We start from the raw sequence: 15,402 nt of genomic DNA, 5'->3' as shown, positions 1-15,402 counted from the left end.
CGTTGCATGATGCCTCCTCGACGTCGAGCTCGAAGATCGACGACTCGAGCTATCGCGTCTCGGGGTCGTTCGCCGAGTCGACCTCGCTCGGCGGCACGTCGTCAGCGGGCAGTTCGAAGCCGGCAGCCACTTCTGCCCCGGTCACCGCGCCGGCATCGAGCATCGCATCGAGGGGGTTCGCGAGCTCATCCTTGCCGAGGCGGGCGAACGCGAGCGTCGCGATCGCGAGCAGCGGTGAGACGAGCCCGGCGATGAGGAAGGCCGGCGCGATGCCGATCCACTCCCCCACCGGGCCCGCGACCGCCATCGAGATCGGCATGAGCGCGAGTGAGACGAAGAAGTCGAGGCTCGAGACGCGGCCGAGCATCGCCGGCGGCACGCGACGCTGCAGCAACGTGCCCCACACGACGCTGGCTCCGGAGAAGAGCAGTCCGCAGATGAAGAGCGCGACCACCATGACCCAGAGCCACGACGTGTAGCCGATGATCGCGAGCGGGAGACCGCCGAAGCCCCACGCCAAGATCATCAACGTCAGGTACCGCCGAGGGAGTCGCATCGAGGCCACCGCGAGCGAGCCGACCGCGCCGCCGACGCCGAACGCGGCGAGCGCGAGCGCGAAGGCCCCCGCCCCGCCGCCGGTCTGGTCTTTCACGGCGAACGGCAGCAGCACCTCGATCGGGCCCATGATCATGAACACCAGGAGGATCGAGAACACGAGCGTCGCGAAGAGCCAGCGGGTACGCAACAGGTAGGCGAAGCCGTCGCGAAGGTCGATGAAGGTCTGACGCACCGGATGCACCGGCGGCCCGTCGATCACCCTCCGCACCGGAGTCGTGCGCATCACGCCGAGCACTGCCGCCGCGACGACCTGCAGTCCGGCGACGACGGCGAACGCGAGCCACGGCCCCTGCATCGCGATGAGCGCACTCGCGACCGCCGGACCGGCGGCGTTCATCACCGACGGCCGCAGCACGCCCTCGATGCCGTTGGCGGCGAGCAGCTGCGATTCGGGCAGGATCGCCGGCAGCCACGCCGAGTACGCGGGGTAGAAGAACCCGTCGGCGAGGCCGAGCGCGAAGGAGATGACGGCGATCTGCCACACCTCGATGACACCGGTGATGGCGAGGAACGCCGCGACCGAGAATCCGACCCCTCGCACGATCTCGACGGCCAGCAGGATGCGACGCTGGGGGATGCGATCGGCGGCGACCCCGCCGAACAGCACCGCGACGACGAGTCCGAGGCTCGAGCCGACTGCGACGAACGAGAGATCGATCGGCGTGCCGCCGAGTTCGACCACCTGCCACACCGCGGCCACGATCCAGGCGCCGGCGCTCAACAGGGAGGCACCGAGCGCGGCCGTCAGCAGGCGGTACTGGCTCGACGCGAATGGCCTCAGCGCGCGCGGGAGGCGGTCGACGGTGCTCACCGATCCATCATGGGCCGTGGTACTGACATCCGCACTCTGCCCGGAGCGAACGAGCGGGTCTCAGGTGGCTGGGGAACTCACAGCAGGTCGTCGACGAGCCACTTCTCAGCGAGGTGATCGGCACGCACCCGGCGGATCGTGCCCGACTTGCCGCGCAGGATGATCGACTCGGTGCGGATGATCGGTCCCCGGCGCGAGACACCGTCGATGAGCTCGCCGTCGGTGACCCCTGTCGCGACGAAGAAGGTGTTGTCGCCCTTCACGAGGTCGTCGAGCTCGTAGACCTGGTCGCAATCGAGCCCGGCCGCCTCGCCGCGTGCCCGCTCGGCATCGTCTCCCGGTGCGAGGCGACCCTGCATGAACCCGCCGAGCGCCTTGATGGCGCACGCCGTCGTGATGCCCTCGGGGCTGCCGCCGATGCCGACGCACATGTCGATGCGCGAGTCGTAGCGTGCGGCGTTGATGCCGCCCGCGACGTCGCCGTCGCTGATGAGCCTCGTGCCGGCGCCGGCCGCACGGATGTCGGCGATGAGCTGCTCGTGACGCGGCCGGTTCAGCACGGCCACGCGCATCTCGCCGACCTGCTTGCCTTTCGCAGCCGCGAGCGCCCGCAGGTTCTCGCCGATGGGTCGGCGGATGTCGACGACGCCGATGCCCGAGGCATCCGTGACGATCTTGTCCATGTAGAAGACGGATGATGCGTCGAGCATCGATCCGCGGTCGGAGACCGCGATCACCGAGAGCGCGTTCTGGCGCCCGGCTGCGGTCAGCGAGGTGCCGTCGATCGGGTCGACGGCGATGTCGCAGGCGGGGCCACGGCCGTTGCCGACCCGCTCGCCGTTGAACAGCATCGGCGCCGCGTCCTTCTCGCCCTCGCCGATCACGACGACGCCATCGAAGTTCACGGTGCCGAGGAAGGCGCGCATCGCGTCGACCGCCGCGCCGTCGGCGCCGAGCTTGTCGCCCCGGCCGATCCACGGGTACGAGCGGATCGCCGCCGCCTCGGTGGCGCGTACGAGTTCGAGGGCGATGTTTCGGTCGGGGTGCAAGAACAGGCTTGCCGTATCGGTGCTCACCATCGAGGGTCCTCCCGGACGCTAGTGCGGTCGGCCGTCGCGGCCGGCGTGGAACGATCGCTTCCAGCCTAGGCAGCGAGGAGTCGAAAAGCGCCGGAGTTGAGCGTCAGCGCGATGAAAGAATGTGCATTCTTAACGCGTCGTTCAGGCGAAGCGCAGGTCGGCGACGACGGGCGCGACGCCCGGCCCGGCGTGCCAGGTCGCGGCGACGACGCCGCCCCCGGGCGCGCTGCGCACCCCGGCGAGCGCCTCGCGGCCGGGTGCACACTCGGTCACGGCGCTGAGGAACACCCATGCCGGAGCGGCGCAGAGTTCGTCGAGCGGCCAGACGCGGGCGGCGTCGAGTCCGGCGTGCTGCAGGCGAGCGAGCTCGGCGTCGGACTGCGGTGCGAGCCGTGCCCACATCGAGCCGCCGAGAGCTCGCACGGCCGCGGCGGTCAGCACGCCCTCGGGCGCCCCGCCGATGCCCGACACGAGGTCGAGACCGGTAGCGGGTTGCGCGGCGCGCAGGCTCCGCTCGACGTCGCCGTGCACGAAGAGCTCGACGGATGCGCCTGCGGCTCGCGCCTCCGCCGCGAACCGCTCGTTCCTCGGCCGCTCCTGCACCGCGACCCGCACCTCGCCCGCGGGAACGCCTCGTGCACTCGCGATGCGGGCGACGAGCTCGCCGACCGGGGTGCCGGCCGGGGCATCCGGAAGCCACGTGACGTGCTTCTCGAGGTAGTGGGCCGCGCCGAAGGCGGCGAGCGAGCCGCGAGGGGCGACAGCGAGCACGGCCATCGCGCCCGGTTCTCCGGCCGCTGCGAGGCGGGTGCCGTCGACCGGGTCGACCGCGAGGTCGATCAGCAGAGCATCGTCGCGTCGCTCACCTCGCCCGAACCGCTCCCCGACGAACAGCATGGGCGCCTCGTCTTTCTCGCCCTCGCCGACCACCACGACGCCGTCGACCTCGAGCTCGCCGAGCGCCTCACGGAGGGCCTGTACCGCGAGCGCATCGATGCCGTGGCCGTCACCCGAACCGACGAGGGGAGCGGCGGCGAGCGCGGCGAGCGCCACCGCCCGGCGGAAGCCGTCGACGAGCCCACGGTCGGCGAGGCGGAGCGGATCGGTCGGCATCCGTCCATCCTGCCGCACGCGGGCGCCGCGGCATCCGACACCTGAGCACCCCTCGGGAAGTCGGTAGACTCGACGCCAACCCCACCAACGTCCGAAGGAGCACCATGCCCATCGCTACACCTGAGCAGTACGCCGAGATGCTGGACACCGCGAAGGCCAAGGGCTTCGCGTTCCCGGCCTTCAACGTCTCCTCCTCGCAGACGCTCAACGCGGTGCTGCAGGGTCTCAGCGAGGCAGGCTCCGACGGCATCATCCAGGTCACGACGGGCGGCGCAGACTACTTCGCGGGCCACACGGTGAAGGCCCGTGCGACCGGCGCACTCGCGTTCGCGCGCTTCGCCCACGAGGTCGCGAAGAACTACCCCATCACCGTCGCGCTGCACACCGACCACTGCCCGAAGCCGGCGCTCGCCGACTTCGTGTTCCCCCTCATCGAGGCGTCCGAAGCCGAGGTGAAGGCCGGCCGCAACCCGATCTTCCAGTCGCACATGTGGGACGGCTCGGCCGTGCCGCTCGGCGAGAACCTCGAGATCGCGAAAGAGATCCTCCCCCGCATGAAGGCGATCAACGCCATTCTCGAGGTCGAGATCGGCGTCGTCGGCGGCGAGGAAGACGGTGTCAGCCACGACATCAACGACAGCCTCTACACGACGCTCGACGATGCGATCGCGACCGTCGAGGCCCTCGGTCTCGGCGAGCAGGGCCGCTACATGGCCGCCCTCACGTTCGGCAACGTGCACGGCGTCTACGCGCCCGGCAACGTGAAGCTGCGCCCCGAGCTCTTGAAGGACATCCAAGACGGGCTCGCTTCGAAGTACGGCACCGGCGCGAAGCCGCTCGACCTCGTCTTCCACGGCGGCTCGGGCTCGACCGACGCCGAGATCGCCGAGGCCGTCGCCAACGGCGTCGTGAAGATGAACATCGACACCGACACGCAGTACGCCTACACGCGTGCGATCGCCGACTACATGCTCACGAACTACGCCGGCGTGCTGAAGGTCGACGGCGGTGTCGGCAACAAGAAGCAGTACGACCCGCGCGCCTGGGGCAAGGTCGCCGAGACGGCCATGGCCGCGCGAGTCGGCGAGTCGACCCGCCAGCTCGGCTCCGCCGCCCAGTCGATCACCGCGTAAGCACCGGATGTCGCAGCACGAGGCCGCTCACACGCCCGACGAGTCGGGCAACGCCGGCGCGGCGCACGACGGAGCGGTGAACCCGCCCCTCGCCGCGTCGCCGTCGCGAGATGAGCGGCCTCGTCCGCAATACGGCGAGTACGCACCCGAAGGGTGGACCTGGACTCCCCCGGTCGACGAGCGTCCCGCCGCAGAGCCGGCGACTGCGCCCAAGGCGGCGCCCGCCGGTGCCAAGACGGCGAAGCGGGCAGCGAGCACGGGCAGCACCGCGAACCGGTCGTACGACCCGCACGCGGCGCCCGTGATGCCACTGGTGCGACCGGTGCGTTCGGTCGATCGCATGATCACGATCGCCCTGCTCGTGATCGGCGTCTTCGGTGCATGGAGCACCGCCTCGGGCCTGCAGCAGCTCCCCCAGCAGATCCAGCTCGTGTACACGCAGCAGGGCATCGGCGAGTTCACGCCCGGTCCGTCGCTGCCGACCATCGTCCTCGTCGGCACGCTCGTGCAGCTCGGCATCTACGCGCTGACGCTCGGCCTCTCGATCTGGCACCTGCGCCGTCACCGCATGGCGTTCTGGATCCCCATCGCCGGCGGGGCGGTCGCCTTCATCGCGACGATGGTGCTCATGAGCATCGTCTTCTTCACCGACCCGACGTTCATGGAGTACGTCGGAACCGTCGGCAGCTGATCACACCGGCCCATGCACGGCACGGTCAGCGCCACGCTGCACGGCGCGGTCAGCGCCACGCTGCACGGCGCGGTCAGCGCCAAGCGGTCAACGCTGGGTGCTGACCCGTCCGCCGATCGCCCGGGCGTCGGTCTTGCCGGCCAGGTCTTTGCGCAGCTCTTTCGGCAGTGAGAACATCAGGTCCTCTTCAGCCGTCTTGACCTCGGCGACCTCGCCGTACCCGGCGTCGGCGAGCGCATCGAGCAGCTCTTTCACGAGCTCTTCGGGCACGGATGCCCCGCTCGTCACGCCGACCGTCTCGACGCCGTCGAGCCACTCCTGCTTGACCTCGCTCGCGTAGTCGACCCGGTAGGCCGCCTTCGCGCCGTACTCGAGAGCCACTTCGACGAGCCGCACGCTGTTCGAGCTGTTCGCGGAGCCCACCACGATGACGAGTTCGGCGTCTTGGGCGACCTTCTTGATCGCGACCTGCCGGTTCTGCGTGGCATAGCAGATGTCGTCGGAGGGCGGGTCCTGCAGGTTGGGGAACCGCTCGCGCAGCCGCCGCACGGTCTCCATGGTCTCGTCGACCGACAGGGTGGTCTGCGAGAGCCACACGACCTTGTCGGGGTCTTGCACCTCGATGTTGTCGACGTCGTCGGGACTGTTCACGATGGTGACGTGATCGGGCGCCTCGCCCGCCGTGCCCTCGACCTCTTCGTGCCCTTCGTGGCCGATCAGCAGGATCTCGAAGTCGTCGCGGGCGAATCGCACTGCCTCACGGTGCACCTTCGTGACGAGCGGGCAGGTCGCGTCGATCGCGTGCAGGCCGCGATCGGCTGCGGCGTTCACGACGGCCGGCGAGACGCCGTGGGCGCTGAACACGATGTGAGCGCCCGACGGCACTTCGTCGACCTCTTCGACGAAGATGGCGCCCTGCGCCTCGAGCTCGGTGACGACGTGGATGTTGTGCACGATCTGCTTGCGCACGTAGACCGGTGCGCCGTAGTGCTCGAGCGCCTTCTCGACGGCGATCACCGCACGATCGACGCCGGCGCAGTAGCCGCGGGGCGCCGCGAGCAGCACGCGTTTGCGTCCGGGGACCGGGTTATCCTTGAGCCGGCCGCGCACGCCCGGGACTCTGGGCATACCGAGGCCGATTCGCGGGGTGTCCGTAGTGCTCGTCACGGTGCCCATCCTACGCGGCGGAAGCTGGGCGAGCGGCTTGAGAGGCCTCATGACGGATGCACCGGCGACTCGCGATGCACCGTGGCCGGTCGCGCTCCTCTCGGGCAAGCTGAAGCAGTACATCGATCGCCTCGGCACGGTGTGGGTCGAGGGCGAGATCACCCAGTGGGGCGTCTCGGGCGGCAACGTCTACGGCAAGCTCAAAGATCTCGACGCCGAGGCGACGCTCTCGTTCCAGGTGTGGTCGTCGGTCCGCGCGCGGTTCGACGAGCAGTTCAAGCAGGGCGACCGCGTGATCGCGCTCGTGAAACCCAATTGGTGGGTCAAGGGCGGTTCGCTGTCGATGCAGGTCTTCGAGTTGAAGCACGTCGGCCTCGGCGACCTGCTCGAGCGGCTCGAGCGGCTTCGCGGCCGGCTCGCGGCCGAGGGGCTCTTCGACGCCGACCGCAAGCGACGGCTGCCCTTCCTGCCCGGGGTCGTCGGGCTCATCACCGGCAAAGACAGCGACGCCGAGCAAGACGTGCTGCGCAACGCCCGGCTCCGGTGGCCCGCGGTCGAGTTCCGGGTCGTGCACGCCGCCGTGCAGGGCGATCGCACGGTGCCCGAGGTGGTGGCGGCGATCGAGCGCCTCGACGCCGACCCGCAGGTCGAGGTCATCATCGTCGCACGCGGTGGCGGCGACTTCCAGAACCTGCTGGGCTTCAGTGACGAGCGCGTCGTGCGGGCGGCGTCGGCGGCGACCACCCCGATCGTCTCGGCGATCGGACACGAAGCCGATCGGCCGCTGCTCGACGAGGTCGCCGACCTGCGCGCCTCCACGCCGACGGATGCCGCGAAGCGCGTGGTCCCCGACGTGAACGAAGAGCTCGTGCGCGTCGGGCAGGCCCGTGCCCGACTCGGCATGAGGCTGCAGGCGGTCCTCTCCCGCGAGATCGACCGCATCGGCCACCTGCGATCTCGGCCGGCGCTCGCCGACACCTCGTGGATCGTCGACCGGCGGGCCGAAGACCTCACGCGCTGGGTCGCCCGCGGCGCCGAACTCGTCGAGCGCACGATCGACCGGCAGACGCATCGGGTCGCCGAGCTCCGCGGTCATCTGCGGGCACTCTCGCCGCAGGCGACGCTCGACCGCGGCTACGCCATCGTGCAGGGCGCCGACGGCCACGTGGTGCGCGGCCCGGCCGGGGCGCCCGAGGGTGCCCAGCTGACCGTCACCCTCGCCGAGGGAGCACTCGCAGCGGTCTCCCGCGGAGCAGTGCCGTCGGTGCACGATGCCGCCACAGAGCCGCCGACGGCACACGGCGAACCCGTCGGCGGTGCCGAATAGAATGGTCGTCATGCCCACCCCCACCGATGTCGCAGAGCTGAGCTATGAGCAGGCACGCGACGAGCTCGTGCAGGTCGTCGGCGAGCTGGAGCAGGGCTCCGCAACGCTCGAGCAGTCGCTCGCGCTGTGGGAGCGCGGCGAGGCGCTCGCCGCGCGTTGCGAAGAGTGGCTGATCGGCGCGAAGGCGCGCCTCGACGCAGCCCGCGCCGGCACCGCACGTCCAGCGTCCGACGACGCAGCCCGCTGATGGCGACCAACCCGCCGCGGGTGGTCGCCGAGCTCGGCCGCCCGGAGACCCCAGAAGAGACGGCCGCCCGCAAGGCAGAGAACTCGCTGAAGCACCGGCAGCGGCAGACCCTGAAGAACCTCCTGCTCGCTCTCGGCGCGAGCCTCATCCTCGTGCTCGTCATCGTGCTGCTCGTGCCCCGCAGCAACACGCCCATCGAGCCCGATGTCGACGTGGCATCCATCGCCCAGCAGGCGCAGGTCGCCAGCGACGACCCGCTCGCCGTGCCCGAGATTCCCGACGGCTGGCGCCCAAACTCGGCAGAGATCCGCACCAGCCAGGCCGACGACGTCACGGCATGGTACGTCGGGTACCTCACCCCGAGCGACGAGTTCATCGGCATGTACCAGGGGCTCGACGCGAACCCGACCTGGGCGGCCGGACTCCTCGCTCGCACGCTCCCGGTCGGTACCGTCACGATCGACGGCATCGAGTGGACGGTCTACGACAACCGCGACTCGACCGACGACGTCGGCAACGCCCGGTACGGGCTCACCACCGAAGCCGGCGGCAGCACCTTCGTGCTGCTCGGCACCGCGATCCCCGAAGAATTCGCGACGCTCGCGTCGGCGCTCACGCCGACGATCGAGGCGCAGAACTGAGAGGCACACCGTGACCACGCAGTCGACCGAACTCCCCCAGACCCCGGCCGAGACGTGGCGCGAGCTGCGGCGCGGAAACGAGCGCTTCATCGCGGGCGAGCCGCAGCACCCGCGGCAAGACGTCGACCGCCGCACCTCGCTCGCCCACTCGCAGCGGCCGCTCGTCGCGATCTTCGGCTGCAGCGATTCGCGACTCTCCGCCGAGATCATCTTCGACGTCGGCCTCGGCGACGCCTTCGTGGTGCGCAATGCCGGCCAGGTCATCTCCGATTCGGTGCTCGGCTCCCTCGAGTACGCGGTCGGCGTGCTCGGCGTGCCGCTCATCCTCGTGCTCGGGCACGACGAATGCGGTGCGGTACGGGCCGCGATCGACTCGCAGGCATCCGATGCGCCGCAGCTGCCCGCGCACATCGCCTCGCTCGTCGAGCGCATCGTGCCGGCCGTACGCCGGGTGGCCGGTGGCGAATCCGGCGCTCCGATCGAGTCGGGCGACGTCGATGCGAGCTTCGTCGGGCGCGAGCATCTGCGCGACACCGTGGCCGAACTGCTCGAGAGCTCCGAGATGATCAGCGACGCGATCGCAGCGGGTACGCTGGCTATCGTCGGCGCGAACTACCGGCTGTTCGAAGGTCGTGCCGAGACCGACATCGTCGTCGGTCGCATCTGACCGCCGCACTGGCGGCATCCACCGGGTCGGAATTGGCGACAACACCGGCCCGGCGACAACCGAAGGAGAACACACCGTGGTGGACAACGCCGCCGACTATCGCATCGAGCACGACACGATGGGCGAGGTACGGGTGCCCGCGACGGCCCTCTACCGTGCGCAGACGCAGCGCGCCGTCGAGAACTTCCCGATCTCCGGCGCCGGGCTCGAACCGCAGCAGATCCAGGCCCTGGCACGCATCAAGAAGGCCGCCGCGCAGGCCAACGCACAGCTGGGCGTGCTCGACCCCGCGATCGCGAAGGCCATCGAAGACGCCGCCGACGAGGTCATCGACGGTCGCCACGGCTTCACCGAGCACTTCCCGGTCGACGTGTACCAGACCGGCTCGGGCACCTCGTCGAACATGAACATGAACGAGGTGCTCGCCACCATCGCGACCGGCAAGCTCGGCAGCGCGGTGCACCCCAACGACCACGTGAACGCGTCGCAGTCCTCCAACGACGTCTTCCCGACCTCGGTGCACATCGCCGTGACGGCAGCGCTCATCGACGAGCTCATCCCGTCACTCGATCACCTGGCCGTCTCCCTCGAGGCGAAGGCCGAACTGTGGGCCGACGTCGTCAAGGCCGGCCGCACCCACCTGATGGACGCCACGCCGGTCACCCTCGGCCAGGAGTTCGGCGGGTACGCCCGCCAGATGCGGCTCGGCATCGAGCGCGTGCGCACGGCCCTCCCCCGCGTGGCCGAGGTACCGCTCGGCGGCACGGCCGTCGGCACCGGCATCAACACGCCGGCCGGGTTCCCGCAGCTCGTCATCTCCCTCCTGCAGGCCGAGACCGAGCTGCCGATCACCGAGGCTGCCGACCACTTCGAGGCGCAGGCCAACCGCGACGGTCTTGTCGACGCATCGGGCGCGCTGCGCACGATCGCCGTCAGCCTCACGAAGATCTCGAACGACCTGCGGTGGATGGGCTCCGGCCCGAACACCGGGCTCGGCGAGCTGCGCATCCCAGACCTGCAGCCGGGTTCCTCGATCATGCCGGGCAAGGTCAACCCCGTCGTTCCCGAGGCAGTGCTCATGGTGTGTGCGCGAGTCATCGGCAACGATGCGACGATCGCGTGGGCCGGGGCATCCGGCGCCTTCGAACTCAACGTGCAGATCCCGGTCATGGGCACTGCGCTCCTCGAGTCGATCCGCCTGCTCGCCAACTCGGTGCGCGTTCTCGCCGACAAGACGATCGACGGTCTCGAGGCCGATGTCGAGCGCGCCACGGCGCTCGCCGGCATGTCGCCGTCGATCGTGACCCCGCTCAACAAGCTCATCGGCTACGAGGCGGCCGCGAAGATCGCGAAGCACTCGGTGGCCAAGGGCATCACCGTGCGCGAGGCCGTCGTCGACCTCGGATACGTCGAGCGCGGCGACCTCACGGTCGAGCAGCTCGACGGCGCCCTCGACCTGCTCTCGATGACGCGCCCGCCGCAGGCGAAGTAGTCGCCAGACGGTCTCGAACCGAAGCGCCCCTCCGCACTGCGGAGGGGCGCTTCGCGTCGTTCGGGAGCGGCCGGGATCGCCGTGGGTGCCCGCGTCGGCGTAGCGTGGCACCCATGGATCATGGAGGCACCCCGGTCACGACCACCGATGAACTCGAGCAGCTGATCGGCATGCCGCTGCCCGCGGCACGCGACAAGGCCCGAGCGCGCCTGCACGAGCTCGATCGGCAGTGGCTCGCGGCGTCCCCGCTGTGCTTCATCTCGACGGCGGATGCGGCGGGCAATGCCGACGTCTCACCCAAAGGCGATCCGGCCGGCTTCGCGATGGTGCTCGACGATTCCACCATCGCGATCCCCGAGCGCCCGGGGAATCGCCGCGCCGACGGCTTCCACAACGTGCTCGCGAACCCGCACGTCGGCCTGCTCTTCGTGATCCCGGGCCGCGGCGACACGTTGCGCATCAACGGACGCGGTCGCCTGCTGCGCGACGCTCCTTACGCCGAGCAGATGGTGGTGCGCGGGCACCGGCCCGCGCTCGTGCTCGAGGTCGCGATCGATGAGGTCTTTTCGCACTGCGCGAAGGCGTTCCTGCGCTCGAACACCTGGAAGCCCGAGACCTGGAACCCCGGAGCGGCGCCGCGACGCGCCGTCATCGCGCAGACGCTCGAACGCCCCCACGACTCGATCGAGGTGCTCGACGAGTACTACGGCCCCGCCTACGCGGCCAAGATCTACGGCTGACGCGACGCGGGCCCCGACTGCTGCCGGGGCCCGCGCTCGCTCGTGTCGTCGGCGAACTCTGCGGCTACGCCAGTTCGTGCCCGTCGAGCATCTCGGAGACGAGCGCCGCGATCGCCGAGCGCTCCGACCGGGTGAGCGTGATGTGGGCGAAGAGCGGATGTCCCTTCAGCGTCTCGATCACGCTCGCGACGCCGTCGTGACGACCGACCCTCAGGTTGTCTCGCTGAGCCACGTCATGGGTGAGCACGACTCGCGAGTTCTGGCCGATGCGGGAGAGCACCGTGAGCAGCACGTTGCGCTCGAGGGACTGCGCCTCGTCGACGATCACGAATGCGTCGTGCAGTGATCGGCCGCGGATGTGGGTGAGCGGCAGCACCTCGAGGATGCCGCGATCGATGACCTCTTCGAGCACGTTGTCGGAGACCACCGAGCCGAGGGTGTCGAACACCGCCTGGCCCCACGGATTCATCTTCTCGCCCTGGTCGCCCGGCAGGTAGCCGAGCTCCTGGCCGCCGACGGCGTAGAGCGGGCGGAAGACCATGATCTTCTTGTGCTGCTGCCGCTCGAGCACCGCCTCGAGGCCCGCGCACAAGGCGAGGGCCGACTTGCCGGTACCGGCGCGACCGCCGAGCGAGAGAATGCCGATCTCGGGGTCGAGCAGCAGGTCGATCGCGAGCCGCTGCTCGGCCGAGCGTCCGTGCAGGCCGAAGACCTCGCGATCCCCGCGCACGAGGCGCACCTCGCGTTCGCCGACGACCCGGCCGAGGGCGGATCCACGGTCGGAGTGGATGACGAGGCCGGTGTTGATCGGCTGGCCGAGATCCTTCGGCATGGTGAGATGCTCATGCTCGTAGAGCTTGGCCATGTCGTTCGAGCCGAGGTCGAGCTCGTCCATGCCGTTCCAGCCCGAATCGATCGCCAGCTCGTGCCGGTACTCCTGTGCATCGAGACCGACCGACGCGGCCTTCACGCGCAGCGGCAGGTCCTTGGAGACCACCGTCACGGCGAGACCGTCGTTGGAGAGGTTCAGGGCGCACGCGAGGATACGGGAGTCGTTGTCGGAGAGCCGCAGGCCCGAGGGCAGCACGCTCTGGTCGCTGTGGTTCAGTTCGACGCGAAGCGAGCCGCCGTCGCCGACGGGGATCGGAAAATCGAGCCGCTCGTGTTCGACGCGCAAGTCATCGAGGATGCGCAGCGCCTTACGGGCGAAATAGCCGATCTCCGGATCGTTCCGCTTGGCCTCGAGCTCCGTGATCACGACGACGGGCAGCACGACCGCATGCTCGTCGAAGCGGAACAGGGCCTTCGGATCCGACAGCAGCACCGAAGTGTCGAGCACGTAGGTGCGCTCTTGCTGTGAGGCTGCGGCATCCGCCGCGAGATCGGTCGAGTTGGAGGTAGAGAGTGACACGCCAGCTCCCGCCCCGAGCATCAGCTCGGCATTCCGCGCCGGCGGCGATCCTCCCACGAGCGGTTCACGAGCCGGCTCGACCGGACACCTTGTCCGATGCCTCAGACGCTACGACGGTCGCGACGAAACCGCTCGCGCGACACGCCATGCGACACGCGCCGTTCACCTTTCGGGTACTCGTTTCGGGTGCGCACGCCGAGCGGATGCTGCGAACTCGCGCGACCCGATCGGGGTTCGCCGTCTCAGTACGACGCCGCGGTGCTGTACGACACGAAGGCGGCGCGCAGCATGCCGAGGGTCTCTTCGGAGGTCGCCGCGTGCACCGACAAACGGACACGACCCAAGCGGGTGGTCGCCGTGACGCCGTGATTGTGCAACGAGGCGGTCAACAATGTCACCTGTTCGGCGGGCGGCTCGAGCACGACGATGCCGGCCCGCTCGCGTTCGTCACGCGACGAGACGACGGCGATCGCGAACTCGTCGGCGGCCTCGATGACCTGGCTGACACGCTCGGCGACCGCCGCGTTGATCGCCCCGACGCCCGTCTGCGCGATCTCTTCGAGACCCGCGGCGAACCTGGCCTCGGCGATCGGGTCGGGGTTCGACAGCCGGAACGCGCGGGCGTCAGGCGCTGGAGGCGGAACCTCACCCCAGGGTTCGGCCACCTCCGTGGCGCTGAAGCCCGAGAACACCGGGGTCAACTGCTCGAGTGCGCGTGCCGAGAGCGCCATGAATCCCGTGCCCCACCCGGCCCGGCACCACTTGTGCCCACCGGTGAGCACCACGTCGGCCGCGTGCCATGGCGCGTCGACCACACCGAATCCCTGAATGGCGTCGACGATCAGCAGGCGATCGCCGATGACCTGCCTGATGCCCTCGATGTCGCAGAGGTAGCCGGTGCGCGAGTCGACGAGGCTCACCGCCACAGCCGCCACGTTGGATTCGAGCTGGTCGCGGATCTGGCCGGGAGTGACCTTGCCGTGGTCGGTCTCGAGCCAGACGGGCTGCACGGTGTGCAGCGCCTCTTGCGCGCGAACGGCCGCGATCGGCAGGCTCGGGAACTCCTCTGCCGAGAGCAGCACGCCGCCCGTGAGGCCGAACATGGCGTGCATGATGCCGGTGGTGGTGTTCGGCTGGAAGACGATCTGGTCGGCGGCGAACCCGGTCACCGCGGAAGCGGCGGCTCGGAGCCGGCTGTCTTGCGTGCCGAACTCGTCGAGGCTGCCGTGCCGCGCCCGCTGAAGCACCTGGGTGAACACGAGGGCCTCTTCGGCCGCCGCGGTCGACAACGGACCGACCCGTGCGTAGTCGAGGTACCCGGGCTCCTCGGTGAACCCGGCGATGAATCGGTCGATGGTCACGTGTGCGTGCCCCCTTCTCCGAGGCATAGTCTGTCAGACCGCGGGTCACCCGCCGAAGCGGCGATGACGCTTCGCGTAGTCGCGCAGCGCCCGGAGGAAATCGACCTTGCGAAGGTCGGGCCCGAGCGCCTCGACGAAGTAGAACTCGCTGTGCGCGGCCTGCCAGAGCATGAAATCACTGAGCCGCTGCTCCCCCGAGGTGCGGATCACGAGGTCGGGGTCGGGTTGGCCGCCGGTGTAGAGGTGCTGCCCGATCAGGTCGGGTGTCAACCGCTCGGCGAGGTCTTCGAGGCTGCGGCCCTCGGCGTGATGCGCGGCGACGATGGAGCGCATCGCGTCGGTGATCTCCTTGCGCCCGCCGTAGCCCACGGCGAGGTTGACGTGCAGGCCGTGCTTGTCGGCCGTGCGATGCTCGGCGGCGTCGAGGGCTCCGACGAGCGGCTCGGGCAGCCCGGCATCCGATCCGACGTGCTGCACCCGCCAGTCGCGGTAGTGCGAGAGCTCCTCGGCGAGCTCCGCGATGATCTCGATCAGGTCGGCGAGCTCCGCACTGGGGCGGTTGCCGAGGTTGTCGCTCGAGAGCAGGTAGAGCGTGACCGTCGAGATGCCGGAGTCGTCGCACCATTCGAGGAACTCGCGCATCTTCGCGGCGCCGGCGCGATGACCGTGCGCGGCGGTGTCGTAGCCGAGTTGCTTCGCCCAGCGCCGGTTGCCGTCGATGATCATCGCAACGTGGCGCGGCAGCGCCGCCGGATCGAGGCTCCGTCGGAGCCGGTTCTGGTAGAGGCGGTAGAGGAGGCCGCGACCGAGGGGCTGATCGCTCGTCTGCACGGCACTACGCTACCCCTCCCCGGCATCGGTCACTCGCAGCCGGTCGTCGGCGCCGCCGCGGATACGCTTGGTG

General features: G+C 69.8%; 15 protein-coding genes. 8 read left to right on the top strand and 7 right to left on the bottom strand.

Going from position 1 to position 15,402, the window contains the following annotated elements:
* Positions 1-49 precede the first annotated feature (49 nt).
* The 3 genes from AC6CH0_RS15600 to AC6CH0_RS15590 form a co-directional block, all read right to left on the bottom strand.
* A complete protein-coding gene (locus AC6CH0_RS15600; RefSeq protein WP_498102495.1) occupies positions 50-1,429 on the bottom strand; it encodes an MFS transporter in 1,380 nt (459 codons plus the stop codon).
* Positions 1,430-1,506: 77 nt separating this feature from the next.
* Positions 1,507-2,508, bottom strand: coding sequence for a class II fructose-bisphosphatase (gene glpX, locus AC6CH0_RS15595; protein ID WP_498102493.1), 1,002 nt, complete (start codon positions 2,506-2,508; stop codon positions 1,507-1,509).
* A 141-nt stretch (positions 2,509-2,649) separates the two neighbouring features.
* On the bottom strand, positions 2,650-3,621 hold the full coding sequence (locus AC6CH0_RS15590; protein WP_498102491.1) for a fructose-bisphosphatase class II: 972 nt from the start codon (positions 3,619-3,621) through the stop codon (positions 2,650-2,652).
* Positions 3,622-3,725: 104 nt separating this feature from the next.
* Here AC6CH0_RS15590 and fbaA point away from each other — a divergent pair, with 104 nt between their 5' ends.
* Both fbaA and AC6CH0_RS15580 read left to right on the top strand, forming a co-directional pair.
* A complete protein-coding gene (gene fbaA, locus AC6CH0_RS15585; RefSeq protein WP_498102489.1) occupies positions 3,726-4,754 on the top strand; it encodes a class II fructose-bisphosphate aldolase in 1,029 nt (342 codons plus the stop codon).
* A gap of 7 nt (positions 4,755-4,761) precedes the next feature.
* Entirely contained in the window at positions 4,762-5,445 is a 684-nt protein-coding gene (locus AC6CH0_RS15580) for a DUF6264 family protein (protein ID WP_498102487.1), read from the top strand.
* 87 nt (positions 5,446-5,532) lie between these two features.
* On the opposite strand, the gene AC6CH0_RS15575 is transcribed toward AC6CH0_RS15580, so the two are convergent.
* On the bottom strand, positions 5,533-6,573 hold the full coding sequence (locus AC6CH0_RS15575; protein WP_498103282.1) for a 4-hydroxy-3-methylbut-2-enyl diphosphate reductase: 1,041 nt from the start codon (positions 6,571-6,573) through the stop codon (positions 5,533-5,535).
* An 88-nt stretch (positions 6,574-6,661) separates the two neighbouring features.
* On the opposite strand from AC6CH0_RS15575, the gene xseA reads away from it, so the two are divergent.
* The 6 genes from xseA to AC6CH0_RS15545 all read left to right on the top strand — a co-directional run bounded on the left by xseA (position 6,662) and on the right by AC6CH0_RS15545 (position 11,726).
* Positions 6,662-7,939, top strand: coding sequence for an exodeoxyribonuclease VII large subunit (gene xseA / locus AC6CH0_RS15570; protein WP_498102485.1), 1,278 nt, complete (start codon positions 6,662-6,664; stop codon positions 7,937-7,939).
* Between the two features lie 10 nt (positions 7,940-7,949).
* Positions 7,950-8,186 carry an exodeoxyribonuclease VII small subunit gene (locus AC6CH0_RS15565; RefSeq protein ID WP_498102483.1) on the top strand — a complete coding sequence of 79 codons (237 nt, stop codon included), beginning with the start codon at positions 7,950-7,952 and terminating at the stop codon, positions 8,184-8,186.
* Positions 8,186-8,827 (top strand): DUF4245 domain-containing protein, encoded by a 642-nt coding sequence (locus AC6CH0_RS15560; protein WP_498102481.1) that lies wholly within the window; start codon positions 8,186-8,188, stop codon positions 8,825-8,827. Before AC6CH0_RS15565 ends, AC6CH0_RS15560 begins: the two co-directional genes overlap by 1 nt.
* Before the next feature lie 10 nt (positions 8,828-8,837).
* On the top strand, positions 8,838-9,494 hold the full coding sequence (locus AC6CH0_RS15555; protein WP_498102479.1) for a carbonic anhydrase: 657 nt from the start codon (positions 8,838-8,840) through the stop codon (positions 9,492-9,494).
* Between the two features lie 76 nt (positions 9,495-9,570).
* Positions 9,571-10,986 (top strand): class II fumarate hydratase, encoded by a 1,416-nt coding sequence (locus AC6CH0_RS15550; RefSeq protein ID WP_498102477.1) that lies wholly within the window; start codon positions 9,571-9,573, stop codon positions 10,984-10,986.
* A 113-nt stretch (positions 10,987-11,099) separates the two neighbouring features.
* On the top strand, positions 11,100-11,726 hold the full coding sequence (locus AC6CH0_RS15545; RefSeq protein ID WP_498102475.1) for an MSMEG_1061 family FMN-dependent PPOX-type flavoprotein: 627 nt from the start codon (positions 11,100-11,102) through the stop codon (positions 11,724-11,726).
* Between the two features lie 64 nt (positions 11,727-11,790).
* On the opposite strand, the gene phoH2 is transcribed toward AC6CH0_RS15545, so the two are convergent.
* From phoH2 to AC6CH0_RS15530, 3 genes are all read right to left on the bottom strand, one after another.
* Positions 11,791-13,137 carry an RNA 5'-3' helicase PhoH2 gene (phoH2, locus tag AC6CH0_RS15540; protein ID WP_498102473.1) on the bottom strand — a complete coding sequence of 449 codons (1,347 nt, stop codon included), beginning with the start codon at positions 13,135-13,137 and terminating at the stop codon, positions 11,791-11,793.
* 242 nt (positions 13,138-13,379) lie between these two features.
* Positions 13,380-14,498, bottom strand: a complete 1,119-nt coding sequence (locus AC6CH0_RS15535) for an aminotransferase class V-fold PLP-dependent enzyme (RefSeq protein ID WP_498102471.1) — start codon at positions 14,496-14,498, stop codon at positions 13,380-13,382.
* 45 nt (positions 14,499-14,543) lie between these two features.
* Positions 14,544-15,329, bottom strand: coding sequence for an isoprenyl transferase (locus AC6CH0_RS15530; RefSeq protein WP_498102469.1), 786 nt, complete (start codon positions 15,327-15,329; stop codon positions 14,544-14,546).
* Between the last annotated feature and the right edge of the window lie 73 nt (positions 15,330-15,402).

The organism is Agromyces sp. GQ35 (assembly GCF_059758475.1).
This window is presented reverse-complemented; position numbering and strand designations above follow the sequence as displayed.

Coding starts and splice junctions, on each gene's coding strand:
- xseA (WP_498102485.1), top strand. CDS start 6,662: ATGACGGATGCACCGGCGACTCGCGATGCACCGTGGCCGGTCGCGCTC.
- glpX (WP_498102493.1), bottom strand. CDS start 2,508: ATGGTGAGCACCGATACGGCAAGCCTGTTCTTGCACCCCGACCGAAAC.
- fbaA (WP_498102489.1), top strand. CDS start 3,726: ATGCCCATCGCTACACCTGAGCAGTACGCCGAGATGCTGGACACCGCG.
- AC6CH0_RS15580 (WP_498102487.1), top strand. CDS start 4,762: ATGTCGCAGCACGAGGCCGCTCACACGCCCGACGAGTCGGGCAACGCC.
- AC6CH0_RS15560 (WP_498102481.1), top strand. CDS start 8,186: ATGGCGACCAACCCGCCGCGGGTGGTCGCCGAGCTCGGCCGCCCGGAG.
- AC6CH0_RS15565 (WP_498102483.1), top strand. CDS start 7,950: ATGCCCACCCCCACCGATGTCGCAGAGCTGAGCTATGAGCAGGCACGC.
- AC6CH0_RS15545 (WP_498102475.1), top strand. CDS start 11,100: ATGGATCATGGAGGCACCCCGGTCACGACCACCGATGAACTCGAGCAG.
- AC6CH0_RS15590 (WP_498102491.1), bottom strand. CDS start 3,621: ATGCCGACCGATCCGCTCCGCCTCGCCGACCGTGGGCTCGTCGACGGC.
- AC6CH0_RS15575 (WP_498103282.1), bottom strand. CDS start 6,573: ATGCCCAGAGTCCCGGGCGTGCGCGGCCGGCTCAAGGATAACCCGGTC.